The 18,629-nt window shown below is 58.5% G+C and carries 16 protein-coding genes and 2 tRNA genes; 17 read left to right on the forward strand and 1 reads right to left on the reverse strand.

Going from position 1 to position 18,629, the window contains the following annotated elements; all coding sequences use genetic code 11:
- The first annotated feature begins 164 nt into the window (after positions 1 to 164).
- The 4 genes from carA to AC1RMX_RS17800 all read left to right on the forward strand — a co-directional run bounded on the left by carA (position 165) and on the right by AC1RMX_RS17800 (position 5,561).
- On the forward strand, positions 165 to 1,301 hold the full coding sequence (carA, locus tag AC1RMX_RS17785) for a glutamine-hydrolyzing carbamoyl-phosphate synthase small subunit (RefSeq protein WP_493072650.1): 1,137 nt from the start codon (positions 165 to 167) through the stop codon (positions 1,299 to 1,301).
- Positions 1,302 to 1,427: 126 nt separating this feature from the next.
- Entirely contained in the window at positions 1,428 to 4,649 is a 3,222-nt protein-coding gene (gene carB, locus AC1RMX_RS17790; protein ID WP_096818824.1) for a carbamoyl-phosphate synthase large subunit, read from the forward strand.
- A gap of 2 nt (positions 4,650 to 4,651) precedes the next feature.
- On the forward strand, positions 4,652 to 5,128 hold the full coding sequence (gene greA, locus AC1RMX_RS17795) for a transcription elongation factor GreA (protein ID WP_096819323.1): 477 nt from the start codon (positions 4,652 to 4,654) through the stop codon (positions 5,126 to 5,128).
- A gap of 28 nt (positions 5,129 to 5,156) precedes the next feature.
- Complete coding sequence (locus AC1RMX_RS17800; RefSeq protein ID WP_493072651.1) at positions 5,157 to 5,561, forward strand: MFS transporter; 405 nt, start codon at positions 5,157 to 5,159, stop codon at positions 5,559 to 5,561.
- A gap of 9 nt (positions 5,562 to 5,570) precedes the next feature.
- Here the strand turns inward: AC1RMX_RS17800 and AC1RMX_RS17805 are convergent, their stop codons facing one another.
- Positions 5,571 to 5,879, reverse strand: coding sequence for a YhbY family RNA-binding protein (locus AC1RMX_RS17805; protein ID WP_011332401.1), 309 nt, complete (start codon positions 5,877 to 5,879; stop codon positions 5,571 to 5,573).
- Positions 5,880 to 5,980: 101 nt separating this feature from the next.
- On the opposite strand from AC1RMX_RS17805, the gene rlmE reads away from it, so the two are divergent.
- The 13 genes from rlmE (at position 5,981) to truB (ending at position 18,584) form a co-directional block, all read left to right on the forward strand.
- The gene (rlmE, locus tag AC1RMX_RS17810; RefSeq protein ID WP_102619397.1) at positions 5,981 to 6,610 is read left to right on the forward strand and encodes a 23S rRNA (uridine(2552)-2'-O)-methyltransferase RlmE; all 630 of its coding nucleotides are present in this window, start codon (positions 5,981 to 5,983) and stop codon (positions 6,608 to 6,610) included.
- Between the two features lie 202 nt (positions 6,611 to 6,812).
- Positions 6,813 to 8,723: an ATP-dependent zinc metalloprotease FtsH gene (gene ftsH / locus AC1RMX_RS17815; protein ID WP_085711849.1), complete on the forward strand. Its 1,911-nt coding sequence runs from the start codon at positions 6,813 to 6,815 to the stop codon at positions 8,721 to 8,723.
- 8 nt (positions 8,724 to 8,731) lie between these two features.
- On the forward strand, positions 8,732 to 9,583 hold the full coding sequence (gene folP / locus AC1RMX_RS17820; RefSeq protein ID WP_192559751.1) for a dihydropteroate synthase: 852 nt from the start codon (positions 8,732 to 8,734) through the stop codon (positions 9,581 to 9,583).
- Positions 9,584 to 9,599: 16 nt separating this feature from the next.
- On the forward strand, positions 9,600 to 10,937 hold the full coding sequence (gene glmM / locus AC1RMX_RS17825) for a phosphoglucosamine mutase (RefSeq protein WP_493072652.1): 1,338 nt from the start codon (positions 9,600 to 9,602) through the stop codon (positions 10,935 to 10,937).
- Positions 10,938 to 11,002: 65 nt separating this feature from the next.
- Positions 11,003 to 11,758: a triose-phosphate isomerase gene (tpiA, locus tag AC1RMX_RS17830; RefSeq protein WP_096818836.1), complete on the forward strand. Its 756-nt coding sequence runs from the start codon at positions 11,003 to 11,005 to the stop codon at positions 11,756 to 11,758.
- A gap of 4 nt (positions 11,759 to 11,762) precedes the next feature.
- Positions 11,763 to 12,146 carry a preprotein translocase subunit SecG gene (gene secG / locus AC1RMX_RS17835; RefSeq protein ID WP_011332406.1) on the forward strand — a complete coding sequence of 128 codons (384 nt, stop codon included), beginning with the start codon at positions 11,763 to 11,765 and terminating at the stop codon, positions 12,144 to 12,146.
- 22 nt (positions 12,147 to 12,168) lie between these two features.
- A tRNA-Leu gene (locus tag AC1RMX_RS17840) sits at positions 12,169 to 12,254 on the forward strand.
- A 97-nt stretch (positions 12,255 to 12,351) separates the two neighbouring features.
- Positions 12,352 to 12,428 (forward strand) — tRNA-Met (locus tag AC1RMX_RS17845).
- 138 nt (positions 12,429 to 12,566) lie between these two features.
- A complete protein-coding gene (rimP, locus tag AC1RMX_RS17850; RefSeq protein WP_039769696.1) occupies positions 12,567 to 13,025 on the forward strand; it encodes a ribosome maturation factor RimP in 459 nt (152 codons plus the stop codon).
- Between the two features lie 47 nt (positions 13,026 to 13,072).
- Positions 13,073 to 14,554 carry a transcription termination factor NusA gene (gene nusA, locus AC1RMX_RS17855; protein ID WP_003221546.1) on the forward strand — a complete coding sequence of 494 codons (1,482 nt, stop codon included), beginning with the start codon at positions 13,073 to 13,075 and terminating at the stop codon, positions 14,552 to 14,554.
- 27 nt (positions 14,555 to 14,581) lie between these two features.
- A complete protein-coding gene (gene infB / locus AC1RMX_RS17860; protein WP_102619400.1) occupies positions 14,582 to 17,101 on the forward strand; it encodes a translation initiation factor IF-2 in 2,520 nt (839 codons plus the stop codon).
- A 159-nt stretch (positions 17,102 to 17,260) separates the two neighbouring features.
- Entirely contained in the window at positions 17,261 to 17,662 is a 402-nt protein-coding gene (rbfA, locus tag AC1RMX_RS17865; RefSeq protein ID WP_096818842.1) for a 30S ribosome-binding factor RbfA, read from the forward strand.
- A gap of 4 nt (positions 17,663 to 17,666) precedes the next feature.
- Positions 17,667 to 18,584 (forward strand): tRNA pseudouridine(55) synthase TruB, encoded by a 918-nt coding sequence (gene truB, locus AC1RMX_RS17870; protein ID WP_096818844.1) that lies wholly within the window; start codon positions 17,667 to 17,669, stop codon positions 18,582 to 18,584.
- The last annotated feature ends 45 nt before the right edge of the window (positions 18,585 to 18,629 follow it).

Below are 18,629 nucleotides of genomic sequence, written 5' to 3' on the forward strand. Positions count from 1 at the left end.
GGCGGTAGACCAAAAATCCCTTTTTCTGTAAGCTACAGCTTTAGTGTGTCCACTAAAAGCGCGCAGAATAATTCAGTGAAGAAGCGGGGTGACGTGTCCATACGTCACTCCGCTTTTTTACAACCTGCGATTGCCCTTTCATGCGTTATTTACGGGAGGTCTTCTTGACTAAGCCAGCCATACTCGCCCTTGCTGATGGCAGCATTTTTCGCGGCGAAGCCATTGGAGCCGACGGTCAGACCGTTGGTGAGGTGGTGTTCAACACCGCAATGACCGGCTATCAGGAAATCCTTACCGATCCTTCCTACGCCCAACAGATCGTTACCCTGACTTACCCGCACATCGGCAACACCGGCACCACGCCGGAAGACGCCGAGTCCGACCGCGTCTGGTCCGCTGGCCTGGTCATCCGTGACCTGCCGCTGGTAGCGAGCAACTGGCGTAACACGATGTCCCTGTCCGACTACCTGAAAGCCAACAATGTTGTGGCGATCGCTGGTATCGACACCCGTCGCCTGACTCGCATCCTGCGTGAAAAAGGCGCACAGAACGGCTGCATCATGGCCGGCGACAACATCTCCGAAGCCGCTGCCATTGCCGCCGCACAAGGCTTCCCGGGCCTGAAGGGCATGGACCTGGCGAAAGTCGTCAGCACCAAGACCCAATACGAATGGCGCTCCACTGTCTGGGATCTGAAAACCGACAGTCACGCGACCATCGAAGCCTCCGAGTTGCCTTACCACGTGGTTGCCTACGACTACGGCGTCAAGGTCAACATCCTGCGCATGCTGGTCGAGCGCGGCTGCCGCGTCACCGTAGTGCCGGCGCAAACCCCGGCTGCCGAAGTACTGGCGCTGAAGCCGGACGGCGTGTTCCTGTCCAACGGCCCTGGTGACCCGGAGCCTTGCGACTACGCGATCAAGGCAATCAAGGAAGTGCTGGAAACCGAAATTCCGGTCTTCGGTATCTGCCTCGGCCACCAGCTGCTGGCTCTGGCCTCCGGCGCCAAGACCCTGAAAATGGGCCACGGCCACCACGGTGCCAACCACCCGGTACAGGATCTGGACACTGGCGTCGTGATGATCACCAGCCAGAACCACGGTTTTGCGGTTGACGAAGCGACCCTGCCAGCCAACGTTCGCGCGATCCACAAATCGCTGTTCGACGGCACCCTGCAAGGCATCGAGCGCACCGACAAGAGCGCGTTCAGCTTCCAGGGTCACCCTGAAGCGAGCCCGGGCCCGAACGATGTGGCGCCACTGTTTGACCGCTTCATCAACGAGATGGCCAAGCGACGCTAAGCGTTCGCCTTGAGACTGTAGCGAGAAGCCCCTCGAGGGCGGCCCCGAAACCGGCGGCCCCCTCGGGACTTCAGAAATCGATCAAGACGGCTTGCCGACTGACCTGCGGATTTGAGTGACAAACCCATGCCAAAACGTACAGACATTAAAAGCATCCTGATTCTCGGCGCTGGCCCGATCGTTATCGGCCAGGCCTGCGAATTCGACTACTCCGGCGCCCAGGCTTGCAAAGCCCTGCGCGAAGAGGGTTACCGCGTCATCCTGGTGAACTCCAACCCGGCCACCATCATGACCGACCCGGACATGGCCGACGCCACCTACATCGAGCCGATCAAGTGGCAGACCGTTGCCAAGATCATCGAAAAAGAGCGTCCGGATGCGGTGCTGCCAACCATGGGCGGCCAGACTGCTCTGAACTGCGCCCTGGACCTGGAGCGCGAAGGCGTTCTGGAGAAGTTCGGCGTAGAGATGATCGGCGCCAACGCCGACACCATCGACAAGGCTGAAGACCGTTCGCGTTTCGACAAGGCGATGAAGTCCATCGGCCTGGAATGCCCGCGTTCCGGTATCGCCCACAGCATGGAAGAAGCCAACGCGGTGCTCGAGCGCCTGGGCTTCCCGTGCATCATCCGTCCGTCCTTCACCATGGGCGGCACCGGTGGCGGTATCGCTTACAACCGTGAAGAGTTCGAAGAAATCTGCGCCCGTGGTCTGGACTTGTCGCCGACCAAGGAACTGCTGATCGACGAATCGCTGATCGGCTGGAAAGAATATGAAATGGAAGTTGTCCGCGACAAAAAGGACAACTGCATCATCGTCTGCTCGATCGAAAACTTCGACCCGATGGGCGTGCACACCGGCGACTCGATCACCGTGGCTCCAGCCCAGACTCTGACCGACAAGGAATATCAGATCCTGCGTAACGCCTCGCTGGCGGTACTGCGCGAGATCGGCGTCGAGACCGGCGGTTCCAACGTTCAGTTCGGTATCTGCCCGGACACCGGCCGCATGGTCGTGATCGAAATGAACCCGCGTGTATCGCGTTCGTCGGCCCTGGCTTCGAAAGCCACCGGTTTCCCGATCGCCAAGGTCGCGGCCAAACTGGCAGTCGGCTACACCCTCGACGAGCTGTCGAACGACATCACCGGCGGCAAGACCCCGGCGTCCTTCGAGCCGTCCATCGACTACGTCGTGACCAAGCTGCCGCGCTTCGCTTTCGAGAAGTTCGCCAACGCTGACGCTCGCCTGACCACTCAAATGAAGTCGGTAGGCGAAGTCATGGCCATCGGCCGTACCTTCCAGGAATCCCTGCAGAAAGCCCTGCGCGGTCTGGAAGTGGGCGTTTGCGGTCTGGACGAGAAAGTCGACCTGAGCAATCCGGAAAGCATGAGCGTGCTCAAGCGCGAGCTCACCGTGCCGGGCGCCGAGCGTATCTGGTACGTGGCGGACGCTTTCCGCGCCGGCATGACCGTCGAAGAAATCTTCGGCATGAACATGATCGACCCGTGGTTCCTGGTGCAGATCGAGGATCTGATCAAGGACGAAGAGAAGGTCAAGACCCTCGGTCTGTCCGCTATCGACCGCGACCTGATGTTCAAGCTCAAGCGCAAAGGCTTCTCCGATCAGCGTCTGGCCAAGCTGCTGGGCGTCACCGAGAAGAACCTGCGCACTCACCGTCAAAAACTGGAAGTGTTCCCGGTCTACAAGCGCGTCGACACCTGCGCCGCCGAGTTCGCCACCGACACCGCTTACCTGTACTCGACTTACGAGGAAGAGTGCGAAGCAGCGCCGTCCGGTCGCGACAAGATCATGATTCTGGGTGGTGGTCCGAACCGTATCGGCCAGGGCATCGAGTTTGACTACTGCTGCGTACACGCCGCTCTCGCCCTGCGCGAAGACGGCTACGAAACCATCATGGTCAACTGCAACCCGGAAACCGTGTCCACTGACTACGACACTTCCGACCGTCTGTACTTCGAGCCGGTGACCCTGGAAGACGTGCTGGAAATCTGCCGCGTCGAGAAGCCGAAAGGCGTGATCGTCCAGTACGGCGGCCAGACCCCTCTGAAACTGGCTCGCGCACTTGAAGCGGCCGGCGTGCCGATCATCGGCACCAGCCCTGACGCCATCGATCGTGCCGAAGACCGTGAGCGCTTCCAGCAGATGGTTGAGCGCCTGAACCTGCGTCAGCCGCCAAACGCTACCGTGCGCAGCGAAGACGAAGCCGTTCGCGCTGCCGCGAAGATCGGTTACCCGCTGGTGGTGCGTCCGTCCTACGTACTGGGCGGCCGGGCGATGGAAATCGTCTACAAGGAAGAAGAACTCAAGCGTTACCTGCGTGACGCGGTGCAAGTGTCGAACGACAGCCCAGTGCTGCTCGACCACTTCCTCAACTGCGCCATCGAGATGGACGTGGATGCGGTCTGCGACGGCAAGGATGTCGTGATCGGCGCGATCATGCAGCACATCGAACAGGCGGGCGTTCACTCCGGTGACTCCGCGTGCTCGCTGCCGCCGTACTCGCTGCCGGCGCACATCCAGGACGAGATGCGCGAACAGGTCAAGAAAATGGCCCTGGAACTGGGCGTGGTCGGCCTGATGAACGTTCAGTTGGCGCTGCAAGGCGAAGACATCTACGTCATCGAAGTCAACCCGCGTGCTTCCCGTACCGTGCCGTTCGTATCGAAGTGCATCGGTGTTTCCCTGGCGATGATTGCTGCCCGCGTAATGGCCGGCAAGACCCTGAAGGAAATCGGCTTCACCAAGGAAATCATCCCGAACTTCTACAGCGTGAAAGAGGCGGTGTTCCCGTTCGCCAAATTCCCTGGCGTTGACCCGATCCTCGGCCCAGAGATGAAGTCCACCGGTGAAGTGATGGGCGTCGGCGACACCTTCGGCGAAGCCTTTGCCAAAGCCCAGATGGGCGCGAGCGAAGTGCTGCCGACCGGCGGTACCGCATTCATCAGCGTACGTGATGACGACAAGCCGCTGGTTGCGGGCGTGGCCCGTGATCTGATCAACTTGGGCTTCGAAGTGGTCGCCACTGCCGGCACTGCCAAGCTGATTGAAGCCGCAGGTCTGAAAGTGCGTCGCGTGAACAAGGTGACCGAGGGTCGTCCGCACGTGGTCGACATGATCAAGAATGACGAAGTCACCCTGATCATCAACACCACCGAAGGTCGTCAGTCGATCGCCGACTCTTATTCCATTCGCCGCAACGCCCTGCAGCACAAGATTTACTGCACCACCACCATTGCTGCTGGCGAAGCTATCTGCGAAGCGCTGAAGTTCGGTCCCGAGAAGACCGTACGCCGCTTGCAGGATCTACACGCAGGATTGAAGGCATGAGCATAACCAAGTACCCGATGACTGTTCAGGGCGCTCGCGCCCTGGAAGAAGAACATACTCACCTGACCAAGGTCGTTCGTCCGAAGCTCAGCCAGGACATCGGTACGGCCCGCGAGTTGGGTGACTTGAAGGAAAACGCTGAATACCATGCTGCCCGCGAACAGCAGGGCATGGTCGAGGCGCGCATCCGTGACATCGAAGGCCGGATCCAGAATCAGGTCGTGATTGATGTCACGACCATTCCTCACACGGGCAAAGTGATTTTCGGCACCACCGTTGAAATCGCCAACGTCGAGACTGATGAGAGCGTCACTTACCACATCGTTGGTGAGGATGAAGCAGACTTCAAGCTCGGCAAGATTTCGGTCGGTTCGCCTCTGGCCCGTGCCCTGATCGGCAAGGAAGAGGGTGACGTCGTTGCCGTGAAAACGCCTGGTGGCGTTATCGAGTACGAGATTGTCGAAGTCCGTCACATCTGAAACAGGGCGCCCGCTGCATGCGGGCGCCATGCTCTGGCAGCTGACCCAGATGCTGTGGGTCGGCGGATTATGGCTGGTGCACCTTGGTCTGCGGCCGGTGCTGGGCAAGATTGGCCTGGCGCCGCTGCTGATCGACGAAGTCGCCAGTGCGTTTGAAGTGCCGGTGGTGGGTTTCGCTGCCGCGTGCGTGATTTTTCAGGCTTTGGTGCTGGTACAGGCCGAAGGCCTTGCCAGTCTATGGCGGGATTTTCGCGGGCAAGTGCTGCTGGTGGCGTTGTATGCGAGTGCGATGTATATCGCAGTGCGTGTCGGCTGGCCGGATGCGCAGCGCTGGCAGGTGTTCAGCTATCTTGTTCTGGGTTTTTCCGGGCTGGTGCTGGTGTTGCAGCCGGTGCCGGGATGGAGTGGCAGGGTGCGCGAAGCACACCCTTGACCCTTGCCATCACTTGAAGCGATGGACGTTCGACAGCTGCTTGTTGACGCTGAAGTTCTTGCGGTAAATCAGTGCCATCTTGCCGATGACTTGAACCAGATCGGCCTTGCCGACCTTGCACAGCTCTGCAACGGACGCCAGGCGTGCTTCGCGATCGAGGATGTTGAGCTTGATCTTGATCAGCTCGTGATCCGCCAATGCGCGTTCGAGTTCGGCTAAAACACCCTCAGTCAAACCGTTGTCAGCCACCGTCAAAACTGGTTTCAGGTGGTGACCGATGGATTTGTACTGTTTCTTCTGCTCTGGAGTGAGCGGCATAATCTGACCCTTTCGTCTGGATTCTGTAAAATGGCGGCCATTTTACCCGAGGGCTCGTGGATCCGCCCAATTAATCACGACCCTAATCAACGAGGTGCCCAATGGCGCGTTCCAAGACAAGCCTTGGTTGGCTGAAACGACATGTCAACGATCCCTATGTGAAGCAAGCGCAGAAGGATGGCTACCGCTCGCGTGCGAGTTACAAACTTCTGGAGATCCAGGAGAAATACAAGCTGATCCGTCCGGGCATGAGCGTCGTCGACCTCGGCGCGGCGCCAGGTGGCTGGTCGCAGGTCACCAGTCGGCTGATCGGTGGTCAGGGGCGACTGATCGCCTCGGACATCCTGGAAATGGACAGCATTCCGGACGTGACCTTTATCCAGGGTGACTTCACCGAGGACGCAGTGCTCGCTCAGATCCTTGAGGCCGTGGGTAATTCGCAGGTGGACCTTGTGATTTCCGATATGGCCCCCAATATGAGTGGTACGCCTGAAGTGGATATGCCAAAAGCCATGTTTCTTTGCGAACTGGCGCTTGATCTGGCGGAGCGGATACTCAAGCCGGGTGGCAATTTCGTGATCAAGATTTTTCAGGGCGAAGGGTTTGATGTTTACCTGAAGGATGCTCGTCGGAAATTCGACAAGATCCAGATGATCAAGCCGGACTCTTCCCGTGGCAGCTCCCGTGAGCAATATATGCTGGCTTGGGGTTATCGCGGTCGTAGCGAGTAAAACGAGGTTTTTTGGCGGGGTGATAGGTTTTTCGTATTTCGCCCCGCGCGCATAAGCGAATATTGTGTAGAAAGTGTTTCACAAAGGGTTACAGACGGCGCCTGCCAGAGCTGTAGGTAATGTAGTAAGTTAGGCCGGTGAATATCATGCGAAGCGCGCGCCAGTAGCGGAGCTTGCTTCAGAGGGTAGTTAATTGAACGATATGGCAAAGAATCTGATCCTGTGGTTGATCATCGCGGCTGTCTTGGTGACGGTGATGAACAACTTCTCCAGCCCTAACGAGCCGCAGACCCTCAACTATTCCGACTTCATCCAGCAGGTCAAGGATGGCAAGGTCGAGCGCGTGGCCGTCGACGGCTACGTGATTACCGGCAAGCGCAACGATGGCGACAGCTTCAAGACCATTCGTCCGGCAATTCAGGACAATGGCCTGATCGGCGACCTGGTCGACAACCACGTCGTGGTCGAAGGCAAGCAGCCTGAGCAGCAAAGCATCTGGACCCAGCTTCTGGTGGCCAGTTTCCCGATCCTGGTGATCATCGCGGTGTTCATGTTCTTCATGCGCCAGATGCAGGGCGGTGCCGGTGGCAAGGGCGGGCCGATGAGCTTTGGCAAAAGCAAGGCGCGCCTGCTGTCCGAAGACCAGGTGAAAACCACCCTGGCTGACGTTGCCGGTTGCGACGAAGCCAAGGAAGAGGTCGGCGAGCTCGTCGAGTTCCTGCGTGATCCGGGCAAGTTCCAGCGTCTGGGTGGCCGTATTCCTCGCGGTGTACTGATGGTCGGTCCTCCGGGTACCGGTAAAACCTTGCTGGCCAAGGCGATTGCCGGCGAAGCCAAAGTGCCGTTCTTCACCATTTCCGGTTCCGACTTCGTCGAAATGTTCGTCGGTGTCGGTGCCAGCCGCGTTCGCGATATGTTCGAACAGGCCAAGAAACACGCACCTTGCATTATCTTCATCGACGAGATCGACGCCGTTGGTCGCCATCGTGGCGCTGGCATGGGCGGCGGTCACGACGAGCGTGAGCAGACTCTCAACCAGTTGCTGGTCGAGATGGACGGCTTCGAAATGAATGACGGCATCATCGTCATCGCGGCAACCAACCGTCCTGACGTACTGGACCCTGCTTTGCTGCGTCCGGGTCGTTTCGACCGTCAGGTGGTGGTCGGTCTGCCGGATATCCGTGGTCGCGAACAAATCCTCAAAGTGCACATGCGTAAAGTGCCAATGGGTGACGACGTTGCTCCAGCTGTTATCGCTCGTGGTACTCCGGGCTTCTCCGGTGCTGACCTTGCGAACCTGGTCAACGAGGCTTCGCTGTTCGCTGCCCGTGCTGGCAAGCGCATTGTCGAGATGAAGGAATTCGAACTGGCCAAAGACAAGATCATGATGGGTGCCGAGCGCAAATCCATGGTCATGTCCGAGAAAGAGAAGCAAAACACGGCTTATCACGAAGCCGGCCACGCCATTGTCGGTCGCGTCGTGCCTGAGCATGATCCGGTCTACAAGGTGTCGATCATCCCGCGCGGTCGTGCACTGGGTGTGACCATGTTCCTGCCGGAAGAAGATCGCTACAGCCTGTCCAAGCGTGCGTTGATCAGTCAGATCTGCTCGCTGTACGGCGGTCGTATCGCTGAAGAAATGACCTTGGGCTTCGACGGTGTGACGACCGGCGCCTCCAACGACATCATGCGTGCCAGTCAGATTGCGCGGAACATGGTGACCAAGTGGGGCCTGTCTGAAAAACTCGGTCCGTTGATGTATGCGGAAGAAGAGGGCGAGGTGTTCCTGGGTCGTGGCGGCGGTGGTCAGAACGCCAGCTTCTCGGGTGAAACCGCGAAGTTGATTGACTCGGAAGTGCGCAGCATCATCGATCAGTGCTACGGCACCGCCAAACAGATCCTTACGGACAACCGTGACAAGCTCGATGCCATGGCTGATGCCCTGATGAAGTACGAGACGATCGATGCCGAACAGATCGACGACATCATGGCGGGTCGCACGCCACGCGAACCTCGCGACTGGTCGGGTGGCACCGGCACTGGCACGCCTCCTCCGGTGGTTCAGGATGAGCGTCCGGAAACACCGATTGGCGGTCCGGCTGCTGACGTTTAAGGTTTGAAATGACTTCTGTACAGTCCCTGACCCGGTTGCCTTGCGGCAACCGGGTTCTTGATTTGGCCCGGACGCATGTCATGGGCATTCTCAATGTCACTCCCGATTCCTTCTCCGATGGTGGCCGATACAGCCAGCTTGATGCGGCCTTGCGTCATGCCGAGGCGATGGTGTTGGCTGGCGCGACGCTGATTGATGTCGGCGGAGAGTCAACGCGGCCTGGTGCGCGAGCGGTTTCACCGCTTGAGGAGCTGGAGCGTGTGGCGCCAATCGTGGAACTGATCAATCGTGAGCTGGATGTGATCATCTCTGTCGATACGTCGACTCCAGCCGTCATGCGGGAAACCGCACGCCTGGGTGCCGGGTTGATCAACGACGTGCGGTCGCTTCGGCGTGACGGTGCGCTGGATGCCGCTGCGGCCACGGGGTTGCCGGTCTGTCTGATGCATATGCTGGGTGAGCCCGGTGACATGCAGGACAACCCGCAATATCAGGATGTCACCCGGGAAGTGGGTGAGTTTCTCGCCGAGCGTATGGAGCGATGCGCGTCGGCTGGCATACCTGCGGAGCGGATCATTCTCGATCCTGGCTTCGGTTTCGCCAAAACCCTGCAGCACAATCTAAGCTTGTTCAGGCATATGGATGCCCTTCATGCATTGGGGCGACCTCTGTTGGTCGGCGTCTCGCGAAAAAGCATGATCGGGCAGGCACTGAATCGCCCCGTGGGCGAGCGCCTGTATGGTGGTTTGGCCCTGGCTGCACTGGCGTCCGTCAAGGGCGCGCGTATATTGCGCGTCCATGATGTGGCAGAGACGGTGGATGTCGTGCGGATGATCGCGGCCGTGGAATCAGCCGAATAAGAATGATGGAGCACTTATGAGCAAGAAATACTTTGGTACCGACGGTATTCGTGGTCGCGTCGGTGAGTACCCGATTACTCCGGATTTCATGCTCAAGCTTGGCTGGGCAGCAGGGATGGCATTCCGAAAAATGGGCGCCTGCAAGGTGCTCGTAGGCAAGGACACACGAATTTCCGGTTATATGTTCGAGTCGGCTCTGGAAGCCGGTCTCACATCGGCAGGTGCCGACGTGATGCTGCTCGGGCCGATGCCGACGCCTGCTATCGCTTACCTGTCGCGCACATTCCAGGCTGAGGCCGGTATCGTGATCAGTGCTTCGCACAATCCTCACGACGATAACGGCATCAAGTTTTTCTCCGGTCGCGGCACCAAGTTGCCGGATGAGCTGGAACTGATGATCGAAGAGCTGCTCGATACTTCAATGACAGTCGTCGAGTCGAGCAAGATCGGCAAGGTCTCGCGAATCAACGATGCGTCCGGTCGATACATCGAGTTCTGCAAGAGCAGCGTGCCGACCAACACCAGTTTTGCCGGTCTCAAGATCGTGATCGACTGCGCGCACGGAGCAACCTACAAGGTCGCGCCGAGCGTCTTCCGTGAGTTGGGCGCCGAGGTTGTGGTGTTGTCCGCCCAGCCCAACGGCCTGAACATCAACGACAACTGTGGCTCGACGCACATGGGGCCGTTGCAGGCGGCGGTGCTTTCCGAACACGCCGATCTGGGTATCGCTTTCGATGGCGATGGTGATCGGGTCTTGATGGTTGATCACACCGGTGCGGTTGTTGATGGCGATGAGCTGATTTTCATCATCGCGCGCGATCTGCATGAGCGCGGCAAGTTGCAGGGCGGCGTGGTCGGTACGCTGATGAGCAACCTGGGTCTGGAGTTGGCCCTGGCGGATCTGGGTATTCCTTTTGTGCGCGCAAATGTCGGCGACCGTTATGTGATTGCCGAGTTGCTGGAGCGTGATTGGCTGGTCGGTGGTGAGAACTCCGGGCATGTCGTCTGCTTCAATCACACCACAACGGGTGATGCGATCATCGCGGCGTTGCAGGTGTTGATGGCATTGAAAACCCGCAACGAAGGTCTGGCGCAAACCCGCCAGGCGCTGCGCAAGTGTCCTCAGGTGTTGATCAATGTGCGTTTTGGCGGCGGCGACAGTCCGCTCGACCACCCGGCTGTCAAGGAAGCCAGCAAGCGTGTAACCGAGGCGATGGCGGGTCGTGGCCGTGTGCTTCTGCGCAAGTCCGGGACAGAGCCTCTGGTGCGTGTCATGGTCGAAGGCGAGGATGAAGCTCAGGTTCGCAGCTATGCCGAAGAACTGGCAAAACTGGTAACTGAAGTTTCTGCCTGATACGGCTTGCCAGCCATGATTGTGTTGGGTAACATCTGCGCCCACTTTGACCGACGAGGTACAGCATGCGTCGCCCTATGGTAGCTGGTAACTGGAAGATGCACGGTACCCGCGCCAGCGTCGCTGAGCTGATCAACGGCCTTCGTCATCTGGCCTTGCCAAGCGGTGTTGATGTCGCGGTATTCCCGCCTTGTCTGCATATCAATCAAGTGATTGATGGCTTGAAAGGAAAGTCGATTTCGGTCGGCGCGCAGAACTCTGCGGTGGAATCGATGCAAGGTGCATTGACCGGTGAAGTTGCACCGAGTCAGTTGGTGGATGCAGGTTGTTCCCTGGTGCTTGTCGGGCACTCCGAACGCCGCCAGATCATGGGCGAGCGAGACGGGATGCTGAATCGCAAGTTCGCAGCGGCACAGGCATGTGGCTTGATTCCGGTGTTGTGTGTAGGGGAGACCCTGGAGCAACGCGAAGCTGGAAAAACTCTTGAGGTTGTCGGGCGTCAGCTGGGCAGTATCATAGAGGAGCTGGGTGTCGGTGCTTTTGCCAATGCAGTGATCGCTTACGAGCCGGTCTGGGCCATTGGTACCGGGCTGACTGCAACGCCGCAACAGGCTCAGGATGTGCATAAGGCCATTCGCGAGCAGTTGGCGGCAGAGAATTCTGAAGTCGCACGAGGTGTGCGGCTTCTATACGGCGGCAGCGTGAAGGCGGCCAATGCGGTCGAACTGTTCGGCATGCCGGATATCGATGGGGGGCTCATTGGTGGAGCTTCCCTGAATGCAGATGAGTTCGGTGCGATCTGTCGCGCCGCGGGAAACTGAAAAAATGCTGGAAACAGTCGTAGTCGTTTTTCATCTGCTGGGTGCATTGGGCGTAGTTGCTCTGGTTTTGCTGCAGCAGGGTAAGGGTGCGGACGCTGGCGCGTCTTTCGGAGCAGGTGCTTCAAATACTGTGTTCGGAAGCCAAGGTTCCTCTACCTTTCTTAGTAAGTTTACTGCTATACTTGCCGCCGGTTTCTTCATAACCAGCTTGGGGTTAGGATACTTTGCTAAAGAGAAGGCTCATCAGCTGACTCAGGCAGGTTTGCCAAACCCGGCAGTGTTGGAAGTTCCAAAGCAACAACCGGCTTCTGATGATGTCCCGGTGCTTCAAGAGCAAAAGTCGGCTACTCCAGCGACTGACGTACCTCCAGCTCAAGAGCAGAAGTAAGAAGGGTTTCAAACGTAGTATTGCCGAGGTGGTGGAATTGGTAGACACGCAACCTTGAGGTGGTTGTGCCCATAGGGTGTAGGGGTTCGAGTCCCCTTCTCGGTACCAATTAGTCAGGAGAGCCCGCTGTTGCGGGCTTTCTTGCAGGTGGAAGGTTACATTGACCCTATTGGGGATCGGTCGTATACTTCCGCCCCAGCTTTGTCGCGGGGTGGAGCAGTCTGGTAGCTCGTCGGGCTCATAACCCGAAGGTCGTCGGTTCAAATCCGGCCCCCGCAACCAGTTTAAGGAGCCCCTTTTAAGGGGCTTTTTGTTAGCTGGACACTTTCAACGCCGCTGTTCGACGGCGTTTCAAGGATGGGCGTTTCGCCCATTTTTTTATTTTGCATAGCATGCACATACATGCACGAGGGGGTTCAGGTGTCGAGCAAGCTAGAAGAGTTGCAGGCCTTGCTGGCCCCGGTGGTCGTGGCCCTAGGCTATGAATGCTGGGGTATTGAGTTTTCGGCTCAAGGTCGCCACTCAATGTTGCGCGTTTATATCGATAAGGAAGGCGGCGTACTGGTGGACGATTGCGCCATCGTCAGCCGTCAGATCAGCGGTGTGCTGGATGTTGAAGATCCGATATCCGTTGAATACACCCTTGAAGTTTCCTCGCCAGGCATGGAACGCCCACTGTTCACTCTTGAGCAGTTTGCCAAATATGTCGGTGAACAAGTGAAGATCAAGCTGCGCTCGCCTTTTGAAGGACGACGCAACTTTCAGGGCCTTCTGCGCGGTGTAGAAGAACAGGATGTCGTGGTGCAGGTAGATGACCATGAATTCCTGTTGCCGATCGATATGATCGACAAGGCCAACATTATTCCCAGTTTTGACTGAGACGCGGATCCCGCGGATCCAATGGCTTGCGAAAGGCGAGGCGTACGATGAGCAAAGAAGTACTGCTGGTTGTTGAGTCGGTATCCAATGAAAAGGGCGTACCGGCAAGCGTAATTTTTGAAGCGCTGGAGCTGGCTCTGGCCACTGCTACCAAAAAGCGTTTTGAAGACGAAGTTGATCTGCGTGTGGAAATCAACCGCCACACCGGTTCTTACGAAACTTTCCGTCGCTGGACGGTCGTCGAAGAGAATGATCTCGATGATCCGGCCATCGAAACCTGGCCAAGCAAGGTTGCTGAAACGCATCCTGGTGCCAAGGTTGGTGACGTCGTCGAAGAAAAGATCGAATCCATCGAATTCGGCCGCATTGCTGCGCAGACCGCCAAGCAGGTCATCGTGCAGAAAGTGCGCGAAGCCGAGCGCGCACAAGTGGTTGACGCTTATCGCGAGCGCCTGGGAGAAATCATCTCCGGCACCGTGAAAAAAGTGACCCGCGACAACGTGATCGTCGACCTGGGTAATAACGCTGAAGCGTTGCTGGCCCGTGAAGACATCATCTCTCGCGAAACCTTCCGTGTTGGCGTGCGTCTGCGTGCGCTGCTCAAGGAAATCCGCACCGAGAACCGTGGCCCTCAGTTGATCCTGTCGCGTACCGCGCCGGAAATGCTGATCGAGCTGTTCCGTATCGAAGTGCCGGAAATCGCTGAAGGCCTCATCGAAGTCATGGCCGCTTCCCGTGATCCGGGTTCGCGCGCCAAGATCGCTGTCCGCTCCAAGGACAAACGCATCGACCCGCAGGGCGCGTGCATCGGTATGCGCGGTTCGCGCGTCCAGGCCGTGTCGGGCGAGTTGGGTGGCGAGCGTGTCGATATCGTCCTGTGGGACGATAACCCGGCGCAGTTCGTGATCAATGCCATGTCGCCGGCAGAAGTGGCGGCCATCATCGTTGATGAAGATGCCCACGCCATGGACATCGCCGTTGGCGCAGACAATCTGGCTCAGGCCATCGGTCGTGGTGGTCAGAACGTGCGTCTGGCGAGCCAGCTGACTGGCTGGACCCTGAACGTGATGACCGAATCGGACATCCAGGCTAAGCAACAAGCGGAAACCGGCGACATCCTGCGCAACTTCATCGACGAGCTGGAAGTCGACGAAGAGCTGGCTCAGGTGCTGGTTGACGAAGGCTTCACCAGCCTGGAAGAGATTGCCTACGTACCGTTGGAAGAAATGCTCAACATCGACGGCTTTGACGAAGACATCGTCAACGAGCTTCGTGCTCGTGCCAAGGATCGCTTGTTGACCAAAGCCATCGCTACTGAGGAAAAGCTGGCAGACGCCCATCCGGCCGAAGACCTGCTCTCGCTTGAGGGTATGGACAAGGATTTGGCGATGGAACTGGCGGTGCGCGGCGTAATTACCCGCGAAGACCTGGCCGAGCAGTCTATTGACGACCTGCTCGACATCGACGGCATTGACGATGATCGTGCCGGCAAGTTGATCATGGCCGCCCGAGCCCACTGGTTCGAGTAATTAGGCGCGGCCTGAGGAGAGAAATGCATGACGCAAGTCACGGTGAAACAACTGGCCGATGAGGTCAAAACACCGGTAGAGCGCCTGTTGCAGCAGATGCGTGAGGCAGGTCTGCCGCACACCGCCGCCGAAGAACATGTGACTGACAGTGAGAAGCAATCCCTGCTGACTCACTTGAAGAGCAGCCACAAGGCGAAAGTGGAAGAACCACGCAAGATCACGCTGCAGCGTAAAACCACCAGCACCCTGCGTGTGGCTGGCAGCAAAAGCATCAGCGTTGAAGTCCGCAAGAAGAAAGTTTTCGTACAGCGTAGCCCGGAAGAAATCGAAGCCGAGCGCAAGCGTGAACTGGATGAGCGTCGCGCAGTAGAAAATGCTGCCCGTCAAAAGGCTGAAGAAGAAGCCCGTGTTCGCGCCGAAGAAGAAGCGCGTCGCCAGCCTGCTGCTGCATCGACCGCCACTTCCGAGCCTGTTGCAGCACCTGCGCCAGCCGCTGAACCTGTGCGCGAAGCTGCGCCGGTTGTGGCTGCAGCGCCAGCTGCCGACGCTCGCAAGCGCGACGAACAGCGCCGTCCGGACAAACCACGTGCCGACGACAACAACCGTCGCGGCAGTGGCGATGGCGAGCGCAAAAACGCTCCGCATCGCGCTTCGGTCAAGGAAAAGGCACCGGCTCCACGTGTGGCGCCACGCACTACCGACGAAGAAAGCGATGGCTTCCGTCGCGGCGGTCGCGGCAAGGCCAAGCTGAAGAAACGCAACGCCCACGGTTTCCAGAACCCTACCGGTCCTGTCGTGCGTGAAGTGAAGATCGGCGAAACCATCACTGTTGGCGATCTCGCTCAACAGATGTCGGTGAAGGCTGCTGAAATCATCAAGTTCATGTTCAAACTGGGTACTCCAGCGACCATCAACCAGGTGCTTGATCAGGAAACTGCTCAGCTGGTAGCCGAAGAACTGGGCCACAAAGTGACCCTGGTCAGCGACACCGCTCTGGAAGATTCCCTGGCCGAGTCCCTGAAGTTTGAAGGTGAAGCCGTTTCCCGTGCTCCAGTCGTGACCGTAATGGGCCACGTTGACCACGGTAAGACTTCCCTGCTCGACTACATCCGTCGTGCCAAGGTAGCTGCAGGCGAAGCCGGCGGCATCACCCAGCACATCGGTGCGTACCACGTTGAAACCGACCGTGGCATGGTGACGTTCCTCGACACCCCTGGTCACGCCGCGTTTACCGCAATGCGTGCCCGTGGTGCCAAGGCGACCGACATCGTGATCCTGGTGGTTGCAGCGGACGACGGCGTGATGCCACAAACCATCGAAGCCGTTCAGCACGCTGTTGCTGCTGGTGTTCCGCTGGTGGTTGCGGTGAACAAGATCGACAAGCCGGGCGCTGATCTCGATCGCATCCGTAGCGAACTGTCGGCCCACGGCGTGACCTCCGAAGAGTGGGGTGGTGACACTCCATTCGTTCCGGTCTCCGCGAAGATGGGTACCGGCGTCGACGAACTGCTTGAAGCTGTATTGCTGCAAGCCGAAGTTCTCGAACTGACTGCAACCCCATCGGCTCCTGGCCGTGGTGTCGTGGTTGAATCGCGTCTGGACAAGGGCCGTGGCCCGGTAGCGACTGTTCTGGTTCAGGACGGTACTCTGCGTCAAGGCGACATGGTGCTGGTCGGCTCGAACTACGGCCGCGTGCGCGCCATGCTCGACGAGAACGGCAAGCCGATCAAGGAAGCAGGTCCGGCCATTCCGGTCGAGATCCTCGGCCTGGACGGTACGCCTGATGCTGGCGACGAGATGAGCGTGGTTGCCGACGAGAAGAAAGCCCGTGAAGTGGCTCTGTTCCGTCAAGGCAAGTTCCGCGAAGTCAAACTGGCTCGCGCTCACGCCGGCAAGCTGGAAAACATCTTCGAAAGCATGGGTCAGGAAGAGAAGAAGACGCTCAACATCGTCCTCAAATCCGACGTCCGTGGTTCGCTGGAAGCATTGCAGGGCGCTCTGAACGGCCTGGGCAACGACGAAGTGCAAGTGCGCGTGGTCGGTGGCGGTGTCGGTGGTATCACCGAATCCGACGCCAACCTGGCACTGGCTTCCAACGCTGTACTGTTCGGCTTCAACGTGCGTGCCGATGCCGGCGCACGGAAGATCGTCGAGCAGGAAGGTCTGGATATGCGTTACTACAACGTAATCTACGACATCATCGAAGACGTCAAGAAAGCCCTGACCGGTATGCTTGGCAGCGATGTTCGCGAGAACATCCTCGGTGTGGCCGAAGTACGTGACGTGTTCCGTTCGCCTAAGTTCGGCGCTATCGCCGGCTGCATGGTGATCGAGGGTACTGTTCACCGTAACCGTCCGATCCGTGTACTGCGTGAAGACATCGTGATCTTCGAAGGCGAGCTGGAATCCCTGCGCCGCTTCAAGGATGACGCTTCCGAAGTACGTGCCGGCATGGAATGCGGTATCGGCGTGAAGAGCTACAACGACGTCAAAGTCGGTGACAAGATCGAAGTCTTCGAGAAGGTTCAGGTTGCTCGCAGCCTCTGACTCGCGCACTTCAAGGGCCACGTCGGGCCGTCGCATGAAAATGCGCGGCACGGCGTCAGGACTCTAAACGCAACGCCCGGTCTGGCTTTTGTCAGGCCGGGCGTTTGCCGCTTTCAGACCTTGCGGGTTTCACCGCTGGGCAGTAACAGGTAACAAATCATGGCAAAAGAATACAGCCGTACCCAACGTATCGGCGATCAGATGCAGCGTGAGCTGGCCCAACTGATCCGTCGTGAAGTCAAAGACCCGCGCGTCGGCCTGGTCACCATTACCGCTGTTGAAGTCAGCCGTGACGTCGGTCACGCAAAGATCTTCATTACCGTGATGGGGCAGGACAACGCTGAAGACATCGCGCAAAGCATCAAGGTGCTCAACGCTGCCGCCGGTTTCCTGCGCATGCAGTTGGCCCGTGAAATGAAGCTGCGCAGCGTGCCGCAATTGCACTTCCACTACGACGAAAGCGTCGTGCGTGGCGCGCACCTGTCGGCCCTGATCGAGCGCGCCGTGGCTGAGGACAATCAGCACGTGGTTGCGGCAGAACCCGAAGACACCAAGGAGTAACTCGGTGGCTCAGGTCAAACGTATCCGTCGTAACGTCAGCGGCATCATCCTGCTCGACAAGCCGCTGGGATTCACCTCCAACGCCGCGTTGCAGAAGGTTCGCTGGCTGCTCAATGCCGAGAAGGCCGGGCACACCGGCAGTCTCGACCCACTGGCCACCGGCGTGCTGCCGTTGTGCTTTGGCGAGGCGACCAAGTTCTCGCAATACCTGCTCGATTCCGACAAGGGTTACGAAACCCTGGCGCAACTGGGCAAGACCACCACCACGGCAGACGCCGAAGGCGAGGTTTTGCAGGAGCGTCCGGTGACCGTTGGTCAGGCCGACATTGAGGCGGTCCTGCCGAAATTTCGCGGGCAAATCAGTCAGATACCGCCGATGTACTCGGCCCTCAAGCGTGATGGCCAGCCGCTGTACAAGTTGGCCCGTGCAGGCGAAGTAGTGGAGCGTGAACCGCGTTCTGTTACTATTGCGCGCTTGGAATTGCTGGCCTTCGAAGGCGATACTGCGCGTCTTGCGGTGGATTGCAGCAAGGGCACCTATATTCGTACCCTGGTGGAGGATATCGGTGAGCAACTCGGTTGTGGTGCGTACGTCGCTGAATTGCGCCGTACCCAGGCCGGGCCTTTCACCCTGGCGCAAACCGTGACCCTCGAAGAGCTTGAAGCGGTACATGCCGAAGGCGGCAACGAAGCGGTCGACCGCTTCCTGATGCCATCGGACAGCGGCCTGCAGGATTGGCCACTGCTGCACTTCTCGGAACACAGTGCGTTCTACTGGCTCAACGGCCAGCCGGTACGTGCTCCGGATGCTCCGAAGTTCGGCATGGTGCGGGTACAGGATCACAACGGTCGCTTCATCGGTATCGGTGAAGTGAGCGAAGACGGGCGTATCGCGCCGCGTCGACTGATTCGGTCAGAATGACCGGAAACCAGCCTGTGTAACAGCAGGCTGGCGAGTGTGGCTGTT

It is taken from the genome of Pseudomonas sp. GW822-FHT03F04, from assembly GCF_058801405.1.

Bases quoted from the DNA above. Each gene is read 5' to 3' on its own strand.
- infB (WP_102619400.1), top strand. From the start codon at position 14,582: ATGACGCAAGTCACGGTGAAACAACTGGCCGATGAGGTCAAAACACCG.
- rbfA (WP_096818842.1), top strand. From the start codon at position 17,261: ATGGCAAAAGAATACAGCCGTACCCAACGTATCGGCGATCAGATGCAG.
- AC1RMX_RS17800 (WP_493072651.1), top strand. From the start codon at position 5,157: ATGCTCTGGCAGCTGACCCAGATGCTGTGGGTCGGCGGATTATGGCTG.
- AC1RMX_RS17805 (WP_011332401.1), bottom strand. From the start codon at position 5,879: ATGCCGCTCACTCCAGAGCAGAAGAAACAGTACAAATCCATCGGTCAC.
- nusA (WP_003221546.1), top strand. From the start codon at position 13,073: ATGAGCAAAGAAGTACTGCTGGTTGTTGAGTCGGTATCCAATGAAAAG.
- tpiA (WP_096818836.1), top strand. From the start codon at position 11,003: ATGCGTCGCCCTATGGTAGCTGGTAACTGGAAGATGCACGGTACCCGC.
- folP (WP_192559751.1), top strand. From the start codon at position 8,732: ATGACTTCTGTACAGTCCCTGACCCGGTTGCCTTGCGGCAACCGGGTT.
- rlmE (WP_102619397.1), top strand. From the start codon at position 5,981: ATGGCGCGTTCCAAGACAAGCCTTGGTTGGCTGAAACGACATGTCAAC.
- carB (WP_096818824.1), top strand. From the start codon at position 1,428: ATGCCAAAACGTACAGACATTAAAAGCATCCTGATTCTCGGCGCTGGC.
- glmM (WP_493072652.1), top strand. From the start codon at position 9,600: ATGAGCAAGAAATACTTTGGTACCGACGGTATTCGTGGTCGCGTCGGT.
- secG (WP_011332406.1), top strand. From the start codon at position 11,763: ATGCTGGAAACAGTCGTAGTCGTTTTTCATCTGCTGGGTGCATTGGGC.
- ftsH (WP_085711849.1), top strand. From the start codon at position 6,813: ATGGCAAAGAATCTGATCCTGTGGTTGATCATCGCGGCTGTCTTGGTG.